Origin of the sequence: Methanobrevibacter sp. UBA212 (assembly GCF_905233225.1) — an archaeon.
In the GTDB taxonomy this organism is placed as follows: Archaea; Methanobacteriota; Methanobacteria; order Methanobacteriales; family Methanobacteriaceae; genus Methanocatella.
Genome location: NZ_CAJODJ010000038.1, coordinates 1 through 15,921 on the forward strand (window position 1 = coordinate 1; position 15,921 = coordinate 15,921).

The 15,921-nt window shown below is 36.3% G+C and carries 22 protein-coding genes; 1 reads left to right on the top strand and 21 read right to left on the bottom strand.

Annotated elements, in window-relative coordinates:
* Positions 1-155: 155 nt before the first annotated feature.
* From QZ138_RS09240 to QZ138_RS09320, 17 genes are read right to left on the bottom strand one after another with little or no spacing between them, the layout of a single operon-like run.
* Complete coding sequence (locus QZ138_RS09240; protein ID WP_292888768.1) at positions 156-815, bottom strand: DUF5612 domain-containing protein; 660 nt, start codon at positions 813-815, stop codon at positions 156-158.
* Positions 808-1,071: an energy-converting hydrogenase B subunit P gene (locus QZ138_RS09245; protein ID WP_292603633.1), complete on the bottom strand. Its 264-nt coding sequence runs from the start codon at positions 1,069-1,071 to the stop codon at positions 808-810. The genes QZ138_RS09240 and QZ138_RS09245 overlap by 8 nt, the downstream gene beginning before the upstream one ends.
* Positions 1,072-1,083: 12 nt before the next feature.
* Positions 1,084-2,082, bottom strand: a complete 999-nt coding sequence (locus QZ138_RS09250; RefSeq protein ID WP_292603635.1) for a respiratory chain complex I subunit 1 family protein — start codon at positions 2,080-2,082, stop codon at positions 1,084-1,086.
* Positions 2,083-2,086: 4 nt separating this feature from the next.
* Entirely contained in the window at positions 2,087-3,214 is a 1,128-nt protein-coding gene (locus QZ138_RS09255; RefSeq protein ID WP_292888769.1) for a nickel-dependent hydrogenase large subunit, read from the bottom strand.
* Between the two features lie 10 nt (positions 3,215-3,224).
* Positions 3,225-3,671 (bottom strand): NADH-quinone oxidoreductase subunit B family protein, encoded by a 447-nt coding sequence (locus tag QZ138_RS09260; protein ID WP_292603639.1) that lies wholly within the window; start codon positions 3,669-3,671, stop codon positions 3,225-3,227.
* A complete protein-coding gene (locus tag QZ138_RS09265) occupies positions 3,672-4,163 on the bottom strand; it encodes a 4Fe-4S dicluster domain-containing protein (RefSeq protein ID WP_292603641.1) in 492 nt (163 codons plus the stop codon).
* Entirely contained in the window at positions 4,164-5,573 is a 1,410-nt protein-coding gene (locus tag QZ138_RS09270; RefSeq protein WP_292888770.1) for a 4Fe-4S binding protein, read from the bottom strand. It abuts the gene before it with no gap.
* An 11-nt stretch (positions 5,574-5,584) separates the two neighbouring features.
* The gene (locus QZ138_RS09275; protein WP_292603645.1) at positions 5,585-5,836 is read right to left on the bottom strand and encodes an energy-converting hydrogenase B subunit J; all 252 of its coding nucleotides are present in this window, start codon (positions 5,834-5,836) and stop codon (positions 5,585-5,587) included.
* The gene (locus tag QZ138_RS09280) at positions 5,833-6,309 is read right to left on the bottom strand and encodes an MnhB domain-containing protein (protein WP_292603647.1); all 477 of its coding nucleotides are present in this window, start codon (positions 6,307-6,309) and stop codon (positions 5,833-5,835) included. Before QZ138_RS09280 ends, QZ138_RS09275 begins: the two co-directional genes overlap by 4 nt.
* Positions 6,306-6,584: a hydrogen gas-evolving membrane-bound hydrogenase subunit E gene (gene mbhE / locus QZ138_RS09285; protein WP_292603649.1), complete on the bottom strand. Its 279-nt coding sequence runs from the start codon at positions 6,582-6,584 to the stop codon at positions 6,306-6,308. The genes QZ138_RS09280 and mbhE overlap by 4 nt, the downstream gene beginning before the upstream one ends.
* The gene (locus QZ138_RS09290) at positions 6,577-6,912 is read right to left on the bottom strand and encodes a hydrogenase (RefSeq protein WP_292888771.1); all 336 of its coding nucleotides are present in this window, start codon (positions 6,910-6,912) and stop codon (positions 6,577-6,579) included. The genes mbhE and QZ138_RS09290 overlap by 8 nt, the downstream gene beginning before the upstream one ends.
* Complete coding sequence (gene ehbF / locus QZ138_RS09295) at positions 6,909-8,363, bottom strand: energy conserving hydrogenase EhbF (RefSeq protein WP_292888772.1); 1,455 nt, start codon at positions 8,361-8,363, stop codon at positions 6,909-6,911. The genes QZ138_RS09290 and ehbF overlap by 4 nt, the downstream gene beginning before the upstream one ends.
* Positions 8,356-8,742, bottom strand: coding sequence for a cation:proton antiporter subunit C (locus QZ138_RS09300; RefSeq protein ID WP_292603655.1), 387 nt, complete (start codon positions 8,740-8,742; stop codon positions 8,356-8,358). Before QZ138_RS09300 ends, ehbF begins: the two co-directional genes overlap by 8 nt.
* On the bottom strand, positions 8,742-8,975 hold the full coding sequence (locus QZ138_RS09305) for a DUF4040 domain-containing protein (protein WP_292888773.1): 234 nt from the start codon (positions 8,973-8,975) through the stop codon (positions 8,742-8,744). Before QZ138_RS09305 ends, QZ138_RS09300 begins: the two co-directional genes overlap by 1 nt.
* A 2-nt stretch (positions 8,976-8,977) precedes the next feature.
* Positions 8,978-9,400: a cation:proton antiporter gene (locus tag QZ138_RS09310; RefSeq protein ID WP_292888774.1), complete on the bottom strand. Its 423-nt coding sequence runs from the start codon at positions 9,398-9,400 to the stop codon at positions 8,978-8,980.
* Entirely contained in the window at positions 9,397-9,663 is a 267-nt protein-coding gene (locus QZ138_RS09315) for a monovalent cation/H+ antiporter complex subunit F (protein ID WP_292603661.1), read from the bottom strand. Before QZ138_RS09315 ends, QZ138_RS09310 begins: the two co-directional genes overlap by 4 nt.
* Positions 9,664-9,693: 30 nt before the next feature.
* Positions 9,694-10,008, bottom strand: coding sequence for a monovalent cation/H+ antiporter subunit E (locus tag QZ138_RS09320; RefSeq protein WP_292603663.1), 315 nt, complete (start codon positions 10,006-10,008; stop codon positions 9,694-9,696).
* A 294-nt stretch (positions 10,009-10,302) separates the two neighbouring features.
* Between QZ138_RS09320 and QZ138_RS09325 the strand changes: the two genes are divergently transcribed.
* Positions 10,303-11,268, top strand: a complete 966-nt coding sequence (locus QZ138_RS09325) for an arsenic resistance protein (protein ID WP_292888775.1) — start codon at positions 10,303-10,305, stop codon at positions 11,266-11,268.
* Here QZ138_RS09325 and QZ138_RS09330 read toward each other — a convergent pair.
* From QZ138_RS09330 to QZ138_RS09345, 4 genes are all read right to left on the bottom strand, one after another.
* Positions 11,265-11,972, bottom strand: coding sequence for a metal-dependent hydrolase (locus QZ138_RS09330; RefSeq protein ID WP_292888776.1), 708 nt, complete (start codon positions 11,970-11,972; stop codon positions 11,265-11,267). The genes QZ138_RS09325 and QZ138_RS09330 overlap by 4 nt on opposite strands.
* Positions 11,973-12,078: 106 nt before the next feature.
* Complete coding sequence (locus QZ138_RS09335) at positions 12,079-12,339, bottom strand: hypothetical protein (RefSeq protein ID WP_292888777.1); 261 nt, start codon at positions 12,337-12,339, stop codon at positions 12,079-12,081.
* Between the two features lie 375 nt (positions 12,340-12,714).
* Positions 12,715-13,194, bottom strand: coding sequence for a hypothetical protein (locus QZ138_RS09340; RefSeq protein ID WP_292888778.1), 480 nt, complete (start codon positions 13,192-13,194; stop codon positions 12,715-12,717).
* Positions 13,195-13,340: 146 nt separating this feature from the next.
* Positions 13,341-15,921: hypothetical protein (locus QZ138_RS09345; protein WP_292888779.1), on the bottom strand; the 2,581-nt coding region annotated here is incomplete at its 5' end.

Consider the following 15,921-nt stretch of genomic DNA (forward strand, 5'->3'; position numbering starts at 1 on the left):
ATTCAAAAAATATTTATTAAAAAAATGACTCTATGTCTTTTTTGTGAAATTCATCTCCGACCTAAAAGAGGTCGGAGTATTCTTTCACTAATTTGATAAAAAATAAGAAAGGGAGTTAAACAGTTAACTCCCCACCTATATGTCCATAAAAATGATTAAAACTTAATATTGTCGCCTAAACGCTTGATGTCAAACACCGCAGTATCTGCAACAGACATCACGGCCAACACTCCCGCCTGTATAGGATCAGTGATTATCAAATCTGCATAATCGGTTACGCTTCCAGGCATATTGAGTGAAATGACAACCAAATTGCTTTGCTCTTTTACTTTCTTAACCGCTTTGGTGATTTCCCCACCCATAAGCGAACCCGCAAGCACCAATGCACTTACACGAGGAAGCCTTGATATGGCTTCAACAGCTTCTGCCAATGACTTTTCACCAACCAGAGGGATTGTATCGATACTGATACGCTCTCCACGTATGTTGTGCCTGTCAGCTTCGGTGATTGCACCCATAGCCACCTGGGACACCTGCGCTCCACCGCCAACTATGATTATACGCTTTCCATAAATGTCAAGTTGAGATCCGTGCAACTCTATGGATTTCACTTCATCGATATTGCCCAAATCCTTGATTAATCCCTCAATATCTTCAACATGCTCCAATTCAATATTGATGGAACCCATATTGTTTTTTTCAACAAAAAGATGAACATAACTAATATTAACACCATGAGATGTGATAACATCAGTAATATCGCCTAAAACTCCCTTTTTTTCATCAGATTTGATTGTTAAAGTGTAATCACTCATTTTTCGGCCTTACTTTATCAAGTTCTGCATGTGCCCTTTTCCACATGCTCAAGTAATTGTCATCTTTGGTGACTGGAATCACATCAAGACCCAGGTCCTTGTGTTCCTGTATCCATTCCTCATGAAAAACAGGTATTTCTATTTTAATCGGTTCAGAGGTTTTATTTACAACTATAAGATTCCTGTAAGGAAAATCCCATTCGACAATATATCCTCCAAGACTTACCATGTGATACGGTCTCATAACAAACTTCATAAATAATCCTCCTTATAATAATCCAAGTCCAATGGCCAATATTCCAAGCAGTGTAGTGCACAATATTGTCGGCAATAGCTGCCTGTTGGTGAATACCGGAGCAAATGCTGAGAAGATTCCCATCATGAATACAAATATCAATGCAACCAGAATGTTTATCAAAAATCCAAGTGACATGATTGTTGGCGGCACACCGATGAACAATACTGAAAAGACACAGCCAAGCACAAACATGAAAAATCCTCTTGTCAGATAGACGACAGCCCTGTATTTAGCTGCATACTCCATGTATGGCCCTTCAATTACATCGGATTTTGCCTTAATGATTGAAAAAGGATATTCGTTCAATATAATCATGTAACCAATGAAGAATACGAATGCCGCTATTGCACCGGAAACTGTAAACAGGAACGGTCCATGGACTTGCTGATAAGCCACAATATCCTGCAAAAAGATGCTTCTTGCAGCGACAATTGGTGCAAACAATGCCAGATACAATGGGAAAGACCCATAGGTAATCATCCTGAGTGACCTTCTTGCACTGATGTCCTCAATGAATGAAAGATTTGAGTTGTTGTGAACTGCCCCCTTGATCTTGTCAGGGAAAGGCATCCTAACGGACATTACTGATTTTGACAATGCACCCATCAATACATAACATATCTCTTCGACCTTTAAAAATCCGACAATAGCCACCAAACTTGCAAGTGCCGGAATCTGATAGGCCTGAGGAGTCAATGCGATTAAAACGCACAGAACGACAATGAAACATATTATCGGCAATGCCTTATATAATCCAGGTACAGGAGATGAGACTTCAACGTTTTCCTTGAATATGAATTTTAAAGGAGCCATAATTCCAGGAGCAATTAAAATTGGTCCAATCCTTTGCTGAATCCTTGCATGAATGTATTTTCTCTCAATTCCCGGAAGCAGTGTTGAAATTATAAAGCAGACTAAAATTGTCAATATTACAACAATAATCGGATTTGTAAGTATATTTTCAAACATTTTTCTATCTCCTTATGATTTCAATTGCCCTATCTGTACATGTGAAACACGGGTCACACTGCACGATACATAACTGGGCATCTGTAATCTGGTCTCCAATACATGCATACTGCATTGCAGCGATGTTTGCCATTGACGGAGTCCTGATGATACAGTGCCTTACTCTTCCGCTTTCAAGTGCATATGAATGATAAAGAGTTCCTCTAGGAACTTCAATATAACTTTCAGTCATATCCATATCGACCATTTCCCAGTCACGGGTTACTACCTTTCCTTCCGGAATGTTTGAAATGGCCTGACGAATGATTCTGATTGATTCAAATGATTCCAATGCCCTCATCACCAGATTTGACTTTACATCCCCATCAGGCTGGGTTATCACGTTAAAGTCAAACTCATCGTACTCAAACATTGTTGTCCTTAAATCTCTTGCAACACCTGTTGCCCTAAGTGTAGGCCCGGTAACCGCAAGTTCGATAGCTTGCTTTTGCGGCAGCACACCGATTCCGGTAATCCTTGATTGAACAACTGAATCTGCCAAGAACCTTTCGACAAAACCAGTGAGTCCTTCTTCAACTGCATCCATGTCATTTTTAAGTCTTAACAGTTTAGCTTCATCCAAATCACATCTTGGTCTTACTCCTCCAAGGACGGAACAGCCATACTGAACACGGTTTCCACCAATCATTGCAAGCAGTTCCATTACTATTTCCCTCAGGTAGAACACCCTCATTGAAAATGTTTCGTGGGACAATACTTCACAACCGTGAGCCAAATACAAGAAATGTGAATGCAAACGTTCAAGTTCGCCCATTATTACACGAATATATAAAGCTCTCTGCGGAATTTCAATACCTAACCCCATTTCCGCAGTTCTGCATGAGTTCCATATATGTGAATTAGAACAGATTCCGCAAATTTTCTCAGTCAAGGCATTTGCCTTTTCAACCGGGAGACCTTCCATAATCCTTTCGATACCCCTATGATTAACACCAATAGTGATTTCAGCTTCCTGGACAATTTCATCCTCTACAAAAAACCTCACTCTATATGGTTCCAATGCAGCAGGGTGAACTGTACCCATTGGAATTTCAGTTTCAATAATATTGCTTCTTGGTACTTTCTTATCCATCAAATCCCCTCTAATCCGCATCCAATAATGTAGGTAAAAGTGATACTACCCCGGCCAAAACATCCTGAGGCCTTACGGCACAACCCGGAACCTTAGCGTTTACAGGTATGATATTTTCAACCGGCCCTTCAATTTCCTCTGAAGGAATGTCACCATAACAGTTCTTATAAACACCACCCATCAGAGCGCAACTTCCTGCAGCCACAACCAATTTAGGGTTGGGGATAGCTTCATAAATTGCCTCCAACGGCTTTCTATTCAAATGTGTAACAGGTCCTGTGACGACCAATACATCGGCTTCACGAGGATTCCATGTTAAAAACACATTATATTGTTCAGCATCAAATCTAGGTGATAGAATTGAGTTAACAATCTCGATATCGCAACCGTTGCATCCGCCGGTATAAACCAGCATGACATGTATTGCCCTTGCTCTTGAAAATGATTTGATACCCATCTAATCACCCTCCTCTCTATTCTTCAATACTGTATTATCTGATAAATATTGTGCAATGAATTTGAGCTTGTCGTCTGAAATTTTAAATGGCTGTGACATGGTTTCTGTGATGTCGACTTCCTGATCTCCAACGTTGCTTGGATGAATAGTCCCCTTTTCACCATAAAGTGAATAGACCGGACAGAAGTCATGACAATAGTAACATACAACACATTTTTCGAGAGTAATTTCAGGCACTTCCTTTTTAGTCCAATCATCAGTGATTTTAACTGGATTTGCTAATTCTTTCATCTCAATTGCACCAGTAGGACAGACATTGGCACAGCCCGCACATCCGATACAGGCCTTTTCGTCAACCCTGTCGTCAACTTCCACTGACAGAGTTGCAATCTGGTTTCTCAATTCCATATCTGTAACCCTATCAGCTGCAAAAAAGATTCTTTTGAAGTTGGTAAAAGCTCCTTCCAAAGCTATTCTAAGTATACTGCTCATTTAAATACCCTCTATTGAATCTTTAAAATTTCTTTCGAATAAAAATGCTCTTGCAGGACATGCATTCTTACATGCTCCACAATAAGTACAGTTCTCTTCATTAACTACATAATTGCCGTCAATTTCTTCTATTGCATCATATGAACAGATTCCATGACATATTCCACAATGCATACATAACTTCTGCTCGATGAAGTTGAAACCGTCTGTAATTTCATTCTTATACATTGTTGATTTAGGAATCGCATCAACAGGACAATGGACTGCACAGTTTTCACATAAAATACATTTGTCCATATTTACTGAGATTTTGCCCCTATGCAGAGTAATTGCATCTTCCTGACACATCTCAACACAAATTCCACATGAAATGCAATCGCCTGTAACCTTGCCGTCCCATGTATGAGTCATCAGCTGGCGAGCGTTGACCTCATCACAGACCTGCACACATTTTCCGCAGCTTACACAAAAGCCGGCAAGTGCAGGAAGCTCCTCATCTGAAAGTTCATCATAGATGAACATTTCCTCATCTTCACGCAATGTGAGAACCGGACAGTGACTTATGGCCACATTATGAGTAATGTTTTCTGTATCCAATGTCGGATCGTATCTTAACTTGCCATCAACGTTTTTATGTGATTCATTTTCACATAAGTCCGCACACAAACCGCAATTGAGACATGATATGATTTTGCCGTCAGGCTTTTGATTAAGTTTATTGACAATAATCTTGAAATCATCAACGGAAATCGCATTGTGAGGACAGGCCTTCATACAGTTCAAACAAAGTGTGCATGAAGATGTATTGACAATCTGATGCTTGTTCATAGACATATTTGGACAAACGTCAGCACATATTCTGCATTCACGACAAATTCCTTCATCCCTGTCCACCTTAACATGTATAGCTCCTGTCGGACAGTATTCCTGACATCTGCCGCAGAGAATACATTTTTCTATGTCCGTTCCGAAGTAAGTCCTTGAAACCTCCCTGACATTACTTTCGCCTTTTGAAGGAACGTTATCCAACGGCGGATTCAGGATGTTGAATGACTTGATTAAATTGATTTGCTTTTCCTTTTCGAAATCAAATCCGTCAACACGACATTCAGGGAACTTTTCTGCACAAACGCCACAGCGTGAACAAATTCCATATACTACTCCGTCATCAATATGGATATTGTCTGTAGGGCAGTTGTACATGCACATTCCACAGCCGTTACATTTGGCTCTGTCGACCACATATCCACCATAGCCATTTTTAAATATTGCATGGTTTGGACAGTTTTCATAACAGATTCCGCAGGTAAGGCAACTGAATGGAACGCCATTGATTAATCTGATGGATTTTGTAGGACATGACTTAATACAATCTTCGTTTTCATTACATGTATTAGTTGATAAAAACATTTTAAAACCCCTTATTTACTCCTTGCAAATATTAGTTTGCCTACAAAAATTCCTATTAATGCAGATAAAAATGCTGTTGATACCGGCAAGTCAGTGTAAAACGGATAATTGCCGGATTGCCATGCTACAATAATTCCTGCAATAAGTATTACTATAAATGATCCGAGAGTGAAATGAGTATCGCCATTTTTAAGCTTGATTTGTGAACCTATGATTAAGCCCAAAATCAATGCGAATATCATCGGCCAAATGAGTAGCATCATTCACCCTCCTCGACATATTTCTTAAAACCTGCAAATGCAATTGCAATTGCGGATAATCCTGCAAATACCTTCAAACCTACAAAGATATTGAGGTATGGGATAATTCCGGCATTTGTAACATCAGGATAATGCAATACAGACTGGATAGTTTGAGGAACAACATTAAGGATATCAGTTCCTACATTGTAGAGATAAAATCCTCCAACAAACAGTCCAATCAATCCGAATATTACGAAACCTAAAGCACCAACAGATTCTAAAACTTCAATGTATGTATGTGACAATTCAAATGGGGAATTACCTATTCCATAGACAAGAACAGATAATATAATACCGCCTGCTATCATTGCACCACCTTGGAAACCTCCACCAGGAGTGATGTGACCTCCAAGAATGGTCATTATACCTAAACAGATCAATATGATTGAAATCGGCAAAGATATAAGTTTTAAGATTATACTACCCTGACTCATCTTTTATCCCCCAATAATCCTCTGCCGAATATTAGTAAAACCACCAATCCAGCAGTCAATAATATAATTGATTCGCCTAAAGTATCGTATGCCCTGAAATCAAAGATAACAACTGTTACCATATTCGGAGCAATTTGAGTTCCTAAAGTATTATAAATAAAGCTTACACCAGGATAAATCATATCGCTTATATGAAATATCGCATCGAATAATGTAGCGGAAAATATTGCTGTCAATATTCCCGCAAGCAAATTGCGTATTGTAGTATTAGACAAGATTACCACCCCAGTACATGAATACAGCTATAAGCGCAAGTGTTACAATTGCATAGAACAGCATTTTTTCAAGTGAGTCTTCCTGTTCTATCTTGAACTTCGGAATAAGCGGAATACTATAAATCAGCACTATAGTCAGTATCAAGGTAAAGATTCCTGCAAGCAATACATTTACATGCCTTAGCAATATTGCAGACAGAACCAATGATACAATTAAAAATATTTCTGCTGTAAGACTTCCTGAAACATCCGCATTGGTAACGGGTCCCGGTGAAAACAATTTTCTGAATTGCTTTACAACATTAAATATCTGATCATACAGTTTCATAATATCCCTCCTACAAAGTTAGAAATTCCGTTTGTAACGACATCAGGGAAAATACCTAACAGTATAACAATAATCAGTAATATTCCCATTGCGAAAATCATAGCTCTTGGAACATCTTTTCCTTCCAGTTCCAGGTCATTTGGTTTCGGTTTTAAAAACATTGTGTAATATGTTTTTACAAATACTACAAATGTGGCTATACTTACCATTATGGCCAAAATGGATATCTCAGGGAATCCGCAACTTAATGATGCCTGAACAAGCATCAATTTGGATTGGAAACCGCTTAATGGAGGAACTCCTGCCATTGCAAGACCACCTATCAGAAGCATTATAGCCACTTTAGGATGGTATGCAAGAAGTCCGCCCAATTTTCTTGTATCCACTTCATTTGTTGCATTTACGATTGCGCCAAATCCTATGAATAATAATGCGGTGATTACAATTTCATTCAATGCCTGGAAAAGTCCTGCTGTAATTGAAAAGTTTGTTCCAAGCCCAATACCTAACCCGATGAAACCTAATTCACCAACCGCCAAAAATCCAATCATTCTTCTGAAGTCCGTTTGGGTTAATGCGAGAGAGACACCCAATATCATAGCCAAGATAGAGAAGAAGACTATGAGAACCTCAAAGATTGGAAGTGAAGCGTAAATTCTAAACATTATCAATACGATTGAAATCATTGAAATGACTGTAAATGACTGCAATAGCGCTGCACCATGTGGTTCGGCTTTTGAATAGATTCCAGATTTTATTGTATGGAATGGCGGCAAACCAGATGCGTATAACCAACCAAAGAATATTAATGCGAGTGATAATAAAAATACTGGAGAAGTAGCATCAACCAAACCGTTGTGAACCGCTGCTGCAATATCTGTAACGTTTACACTACCTGTCAATGCCAATAAGAATCCAATTCCTAAAAGCATCATCGGAGAACCGATGGATCCTAAAACCATGTACTTCAAAGCCATTTCATAACTGTAGTCAATTGAAGATGCCGCAACTATTCCCACCTGTGCAAGTGCCAATATCTCAAAGAACACGAACATGTGGAATATATCGTCAGTCAAAATCATTGCGGTCACTGCTGCAGTACCTAAGAACAGCAGGAACAGGTACGGCCCTGAGACTTTCTTGTATTTTGTCAGGTAAATGAAGATTACCAGGAATGTTAAAAGTCCAATGGCTCCTATGAATAGCTGTTGCAGGAATGTGAATGAATATGTGATTGCCGGATGATACATCATTTTTACCGCATCATTTATAATAGGCTCATAACCACCGAAGTAGTGAAGGCCATAATTGGACAATAGCGGAATTATCGGCAAGCATATTGCCACAACAAATGCAAAGATCTTAGTTACAGTATTGAATTTTGAAAAGGCACTGATTAATAATGCTGCCATTAAAGGAACAATAACCATAAGTGGAATTAATTCATTCATCGTATTCCTCCTTTTTTGATGTGTCAGCTAACATTACTTTTGTAGATAATGTGCCATATCGTCTGTATAAAACCATTACTAAAGCAAGCATGACTGCCAGTGTACTTGCGCCGATTACGATACTGGTAAGCACCAAACCGAATGGCAAAGGATATGCTGCGTTTGAAGCGAACCAGGAAGTATCCATTCCAGGCATTAAAATCGGTACGACACCGCCTGCTTTATAACCGATAGCAACAATGAAAAGGTTTACACCCTCTTCAATGAAACTGATACCAATAATCTTTTTGATGATATTGTCAATGAAAATTGCTGAATAAAGTCCGATTACGACTAACGCAACGGATGTCAACAATATCACAAGCTGTACATCAGCCATCATCCATCACTCCTTTGAGTTTTCTTAATGGCCAGTGCAATGAATATCGGTATGATTGCCCCTTCAACAATTGCCTGTGTCAAGGCAACATCCGGTGCCAGCAATACTTGGAACAATACTGCAACGGATGCACCGGCAATACCGGTCAGAATTGCCGCTTTTAGCAAATCTTTTTGAATAAGAGCAAGAATTGCGCTTAATATTATCACAATACACAATATAATTTCCAACATGACTACTCACCCTCATCAATTTCTAGTGTAGTTACTGAAAATCTATCATCAGCCTTAAGTTTTTCGGAATTTTCACTTTCCAAGGCCTGCATCTTTTCTTTAGGATGAATAAATGGATGATTTTCATCTACCTCTTCTTCAACTGTCATTAAATCAGCGTTATTTTCTCTATCTTCTTTTTTCCAATAAGCATTAGCTATTGCATGTGCTGAAAACGGTGCTAGAATAAAGTAAACACCCGCCAGGAGATATTGGCCAAGGCCAATCATAGCAATAATTACTGCAACATCAAACAAACCAACAATGTGGATTCTACCATATACTGCATTTTTAGTATCTTTGCTTAAACTAATAAGACCTATTGCTGAGATAATAATCAGGAAAGCTGCAATAATGAGAAGAGCTGATTGAATATATTCGATCATTTATCTTCCCCTCCTACAGTTACAGCGAAAGCAATAGTTCCTACAAAACCAAAGAATATTAAAGCTAAAGATATATCTCTATAGAATGCAAGATTATATAACTCCCCACCAATAAGTAACACTAATGCGAGCGCGTTAACAATAACTGAACTCCCCAAAAGCCCCATGGATGTGGATTTATATGCGCTTGCCCTTAAGGTAGCCAGCAACATTATAATTATTGCAATAACCAAAATAAATTTTGAAATAAACAATATATCCATACTATCTCACTCGTCTTTTTTGAAAATGTATTATTCCAACATTTTCTTTATATAATGTTCAAAAGGAATAATGTCCTCTTTTTTTCTTGGAGAAATAGCAGCTACTTTGATAATGTTATTCTCGCTGTCCAAATCAACAGACAAGGTACCAGGAGTTAAAGAAATACTATTTGCTAAAATTGTCTGTGAAACAGGCCTCTCCAAAACTGTTTCAATATCAACGACAATAGGATCAATATTTCTCCTCATAACTCCATTAAAAGCAACGTCAAGTGTTGCTTTTATGATTTCGTAAATAAGGACTAAGAAATATGCAATTCCATAGCCAATTCTAGTCAAAAACATTAAATAAGCTCCATTTCATTAATATTAATAATAGCCATATTACTGACTAATTAGTAATATTATTATTTATCATGATTATTCATTATAAAGTTATGCTTTTTTAAAAAAAATATTCAAAAAATAAATTAACACTGTTAAAAATATTAAAAAAATATACATGAACGAAAATACCCCTTAAATTAATTAAATACCATCAAATCATCAGTTAAACTAAGAATCAAAGAATTTTTCATAACCTATAAAATATTATATATGATAATATACAAATTTAGTTATACCTAAAAAAGTGATATTATGGATTTAGTGGAAAAAATTGAGCCAATTATAATATTTTTTGCAATAATATTGGGACTGCTGTTTTCAAATGTAGGCATTATTGCCCAAAACACAGGCAATCTGATAACCCCCTTTTTATGCCTAATGCTTTTTGGCCTATTCCTTGAAATACCTTTAAATGAATTGAAAAACAGTTTTAAAAATGTCAAATTCAGTCTGACAAACCTGATAATCAATTTCCTGTGGACTCCATTATTCGGATACTTTTTAGGGACACTTCTTCTGAAAGGAAACATTGACATACTGATTGGATTCTTCATGCTGATACTGACTCCATGTACAGACTGGTATCTGGTGTTTACAAAACTTGCGAAAGGAAACCTGACACTGAGCCTGTCCATACTTCCTATTAACCTAATCCTACAGATTGTACTGCTTCCGATTTACCTTATACTATTTTTTTCAAACGGAATCAGCCTGGATTATCCGCAGCTTGCATATTCACTGCTAATCGTTATCGTGATACCATTCATCGCATCACAAATTGTCAAATTCATTTTAAAAGACAAAGTGAGGGACAAGGTGATAAATTCATTCGGAAGTCTGCAGATCTGGTTTTTATCATTAGCCGTGTTCTGCATCTTTGCAAGCCAGGGAAAACTCCTATACAGCAATCTGGAATCAATTGTGAAAATATTCATTCCTCTAATCATATTTTTCACTGCCAATGCAATAATTGATTTATTATTATCAGAAAAAATTAACTTTACATATCCTGAGTATGCAAGCCTAACCATGACAACACTGGCCCGAAATTCCCCGTTAGCTTTGGCAATAGCAATCAATTCATTTCCAAGCCATGAACTTATAGCGATGGCACTTGTAATCGGCCCACTGATAGAACTTCCAATACTGTATATAGTTTCAAGATTCTGCCTGTGGATTAAAAATTCAGGACTGTTCTTTGTCTGCGGCAATTTCTAGGTGGCTAAAATATAATGGCCATACAATTCAAAGAGAATTGGAATATGGTACAGGATTGAGAGAACCGCCAATAACAGTATCATGCTAAGCCCAAAATTCCTGTGAACTTTCTTAGAGGACAATGGAGCGAATATCTTAATTCCGGCCGGAGTGAATGCATCCAATATGATATGTGAAAACAACCCTAAAAACAATGCCAAAACAATTTCAATATAGCTGATTTCCGCTGCAGGCACTATAAATAGGCTGATGAAAAACAAGGGCAGAAAAACCATCAGAACTTTCTTGTTTAAAAACAGAAAGCTTAAAAGAGCGATTAGAATTGCCATTACCATATAATGATTTTCCAAAACAGTTAAAACCGTGATTAGCTGAAACGCCCAAATCAATATCAGGCTGACGGCTGAAGCCAATGTCAAAACACCAAAAATGGAATGCGTAAAACTTCGATGTTCGGAAAAATAAAATGTTGCGGCTAAAAAAACAATAATCAAACCGATATAATAAGGTAATTTAAGGATATAAAGTGAAATGAACACAATCAATCCTAAAATAATCATCCTATAAACGTTTTCCTGTTTGAACTCATGGTCAAAATCCGGAATATTTGCACCGATTAATGTTAAAGCAATTGTTAGAGGATTGTGAAAAAACATCAACGAAAGTAGAACTGCAAATATTGAATGACCCTTATAGGACGACATTTCAATCACCTTAATTAAAAATAGAATGTCTATATTTAAAAGGTTAATGAGAGAGCATTTGAAAACTAATACCCTCAAAAAATATGCACCCGGCAAAGACATGGACCTATTCAATTACAAAATTATCCTTTTCAATTACAATTCCCAAACTAAAATTCTCATCTTTTGCAGAATTGTAAACATAATCCTTTTCAAGCCTTAAAAAATTGTCTGAACTATAAATGGTATCATTCAATTGCGAAAAATCGCCTTCATTTACATCTAAACTCAAATCTTCATCAATTAAAGATTCGCCCATATTTGAATCATCAGTTTGATTATCCTGTGCACTGACACATGATAAACCGATGAAAACAAAGAGTAGCAAAAAGATTAAAAAAATCTTTGGTTTAATATATATTCCCCCACAAATTCTAAATTATATATTAGTATATTAAGAACATATATAAAAATTTCTAAAAATCATTCATAAAATTAAGATTCCGGAACACTACAAAAAACTCACAATTTGGGCATATGACCCCAACCGTTTTCTATCGATATTGGCAAATGGAGGCACAAATTCGCATGTGACGGCCAGAACCCCATTTAAACTGCAAACATCCTCAACTGATTCATTATAAAAAGAGATAAGAACTCAACAGTTAAAATACTAAAAAATATGGATAAAATTAATAAAATTAAAAAAAATAGGTTTAAACTCTCCGGTCAAATGAACCAAAGAGCTTAAATCGAAATGGATTTATTTAAACAAAGCTTCAAGATCTTCTTGGGTAGGAGCTGAAATTTCAATTAATTTGTCATCCTTATTGTAGTCAAAAAGGACTCCATCTTTTTCTTGTGTTAAAAATCCAGCTTGTCCACCAATGGTAGCATCTTTTGAACCTTGTGGTCCAGTAACATTAGTTATTCCTGCTTCTGAGAAGATTACTTTAATGGTAATAGCTTTATCTCCATTTTCGAAATGACAAGAGGATATTTTTGCATTCTTACCATCATCGGTTGTTTGAGCAAGAATTCTTGCATCTTGATCTTCTTTGTAGCCATCTGGAATTTTAAATGTTTCATCTTGAATTTTTACTTCGTTATTGTTGACTTCAATGGATCCCCCATCTGTGCTGCTTGCACTTGAAGATGAGAAGGACCATTCTTCAGCACTTACGACACCAACTGCAATACAAAATACAGCTAATGCGACTAATATTGCTATTCCTTTTCTCATGATTATCACTTTATTAAATTTTTTTATAAAATAACATATGATATATGCTATATAAAATAGTATAATCTTCATTATTAATAATATTTATTACAAAATCTTAGATTTCTGCAAATTTTTAAAAAAAAAAATATTAGGGAATGGATTCCCTAACGTTTAACTTTTACATTTCTTTTAATTGTGTCTTTCAAGTAAGTAACGGCAAATTTGTATTTTTTACCTACTTTAAGCTTTTTGATAATATTTTTCTTAATGGTAACCTTTGCAATGCCTTTCTTATTGGTTTTGGCCTTGTATTTTTTACCTTTAAATTTGAATATTATCTTCTTGTTTTTAAGAGCCTTTTTGCCTTGTTTGAGTTTGGCAGTCAGGACAAGCTTTTTAGCAGACTTTTTGACCTTTAAATTCTTAGCTGAAAGCACTTGTTTTACCTTGATTGTGTTCTTAATGGTGTATCCCTTGTAAGTTGCTGTTAACGTATATGTTTTAGGAACGTAAGCTTTGGTCAGTTTTATTGTGATGTAACCATTACTGTCTGTTTTGAGATTGTAGGTCTTTTTACCTATTTTAACAGATACGATTACTCCCTGACCAACAGCATTACCATCATCACCAATAACTCTGAATTTGTAGTTAAAGTTACTGTTGTAATATTTCACAACATTCTTATTATCAGTGAACCTTTTGACAACATTAAGAGTCTTTGTAACTGTTTTGCCACAATCCAAAGCAGTGATTGTTATTGCATATGTTCCAACAGGCAAATCAACCTTAAGGCTAACAACACCATTGTCATCAGTGATGAGGGAATATGTCTTTTTGTTTACAGTTAAACTCACGTTTTTACCTTTCAATGGATTTCCATTATTATCAAGGATTTTGACCAGATAAGAAAGGTTGCTGTTATAAGCGCAAGTCATGTCAGAAGCAGCTATCCTTGTGTCGACAGTAAAGTTGGTTGAAAAACTTCTTCCCACGAAATGACTGTCTCCAGTGTAATTAATCTGCACATTGTTTGAGCCCTCAGCCAATTCAGGAACAGTGATGTTGGCGGAACCGTTAATCAGACCCACAACATATGTTTTATTAGCAATTCTGAGAGTCACATTACCTGTTGCGTACATAGGAAGACTGAAAAATACAGTCTTATCAACCATGTCCACAATGAAATCATACTCGGAATTACGTAAAACACTGAACCTGGCCTCTGTAATATTAGGCTCATAATTATAAGGATCATAAGAGGTAACAGTACTGTAATCTCCAATTTCTAAAAAGATACTTGCACTTCCACTGCCATTAACAACATTAACAACCAATTCTTTATCACCTATATTTACAGTGTAGTTACCATCAACATCAGAACCCACATTAACAATGGATAATTCCCCATAAACAGAATCATCAACTGAAACTGTCAGAACAATTGATGCCTTCAAGACCCTGAATGATTTGGAATCACTGCTTCCAATCACAGCAGGTGACTCAATATTGGTGACATTAACAACATAATCTCCTGCATCCAAATCAGTAATCAAAACACCGTAATCTGTTTCATTTTCATCATAAACGATATTACCGTTCGCATCAGTTATCTTAACATTTACAACAGTAGGATTTTCCACTTCAAAACCAATTAAAACATTATCACCATAGACAACATCACTGACATCATGCAATATGGTCTCAGAATCATATTTGAAAACAGTAAAATTACTTACAGAATAATTTCCAAACACGTTTTCAGTTTCCAAATTAGTCACATTGACAATATAGTCACCTGCAGGCAAACCGGAAACAGTAACATTGAAAATATTCGCATTATCTTCATGATAAACAATATTTCCCAATGAATCCCTAACAACAACATAAATTATTCCAGGGACAGAAACATAATACTCAATTAATACATCATCACCAACATAAACAGAAGCAACATCCTCAATATAGACAGTAGAATTGTCTTTAAATATATTGAAATTCATTAAAACACTACAGCCAGTGATGTTCTCATCACCAGGATTAATAATCTCAATTGAATAATCGCCAAGAGTTAAATTACCTAACCTATATAGGAAATAAGCATAATCATTAGTTAAATTTCCACCGGAAATTTCATTACCGTTACTGTCACGAACAATAACGTAAACATCTGTAAGATTATCCCCATCAAATTCCACATCGAAATAATAACCCCATGGAAGATTTTCATCAAAAGACAAAATATCAATTGAGGAATTTGCCTTAGATATTGCGAATGCTTTTGTATAATTGCTTCCGGCAACATTATCATTTGCCACATTACTTGCAAATAAAACATATTCACCGGCAGACAAATCAGGCATTGGCAGATAATCCCTTTCAATGATTTCATTGAAAACTATTTTACCTGTTTTATCCCTAATTTCAACAACAACAGTTGTACGGTTATCAACAACAACATCAACCTCTACATCATCACCATAAACATAATCATCCAAACCCTCAACAACAATTGAAGAACCAATCTTTAAAACATTGAACACTTTAGAATCACTGCTGTAACTGGTACTCTCAGATTCTTCAACAGAAAGTGTAATGTTATAACGACCACTGTCAAAATACAAACCAGAAATTGTAGTATTCAATGAAGTGAAATTATATTTAACATCACCAGTAGCCAAATCGCGAATAACCACATGGACATCTGAAGCATTAACAACCTCATATGTTATTAAAACATCATCATAG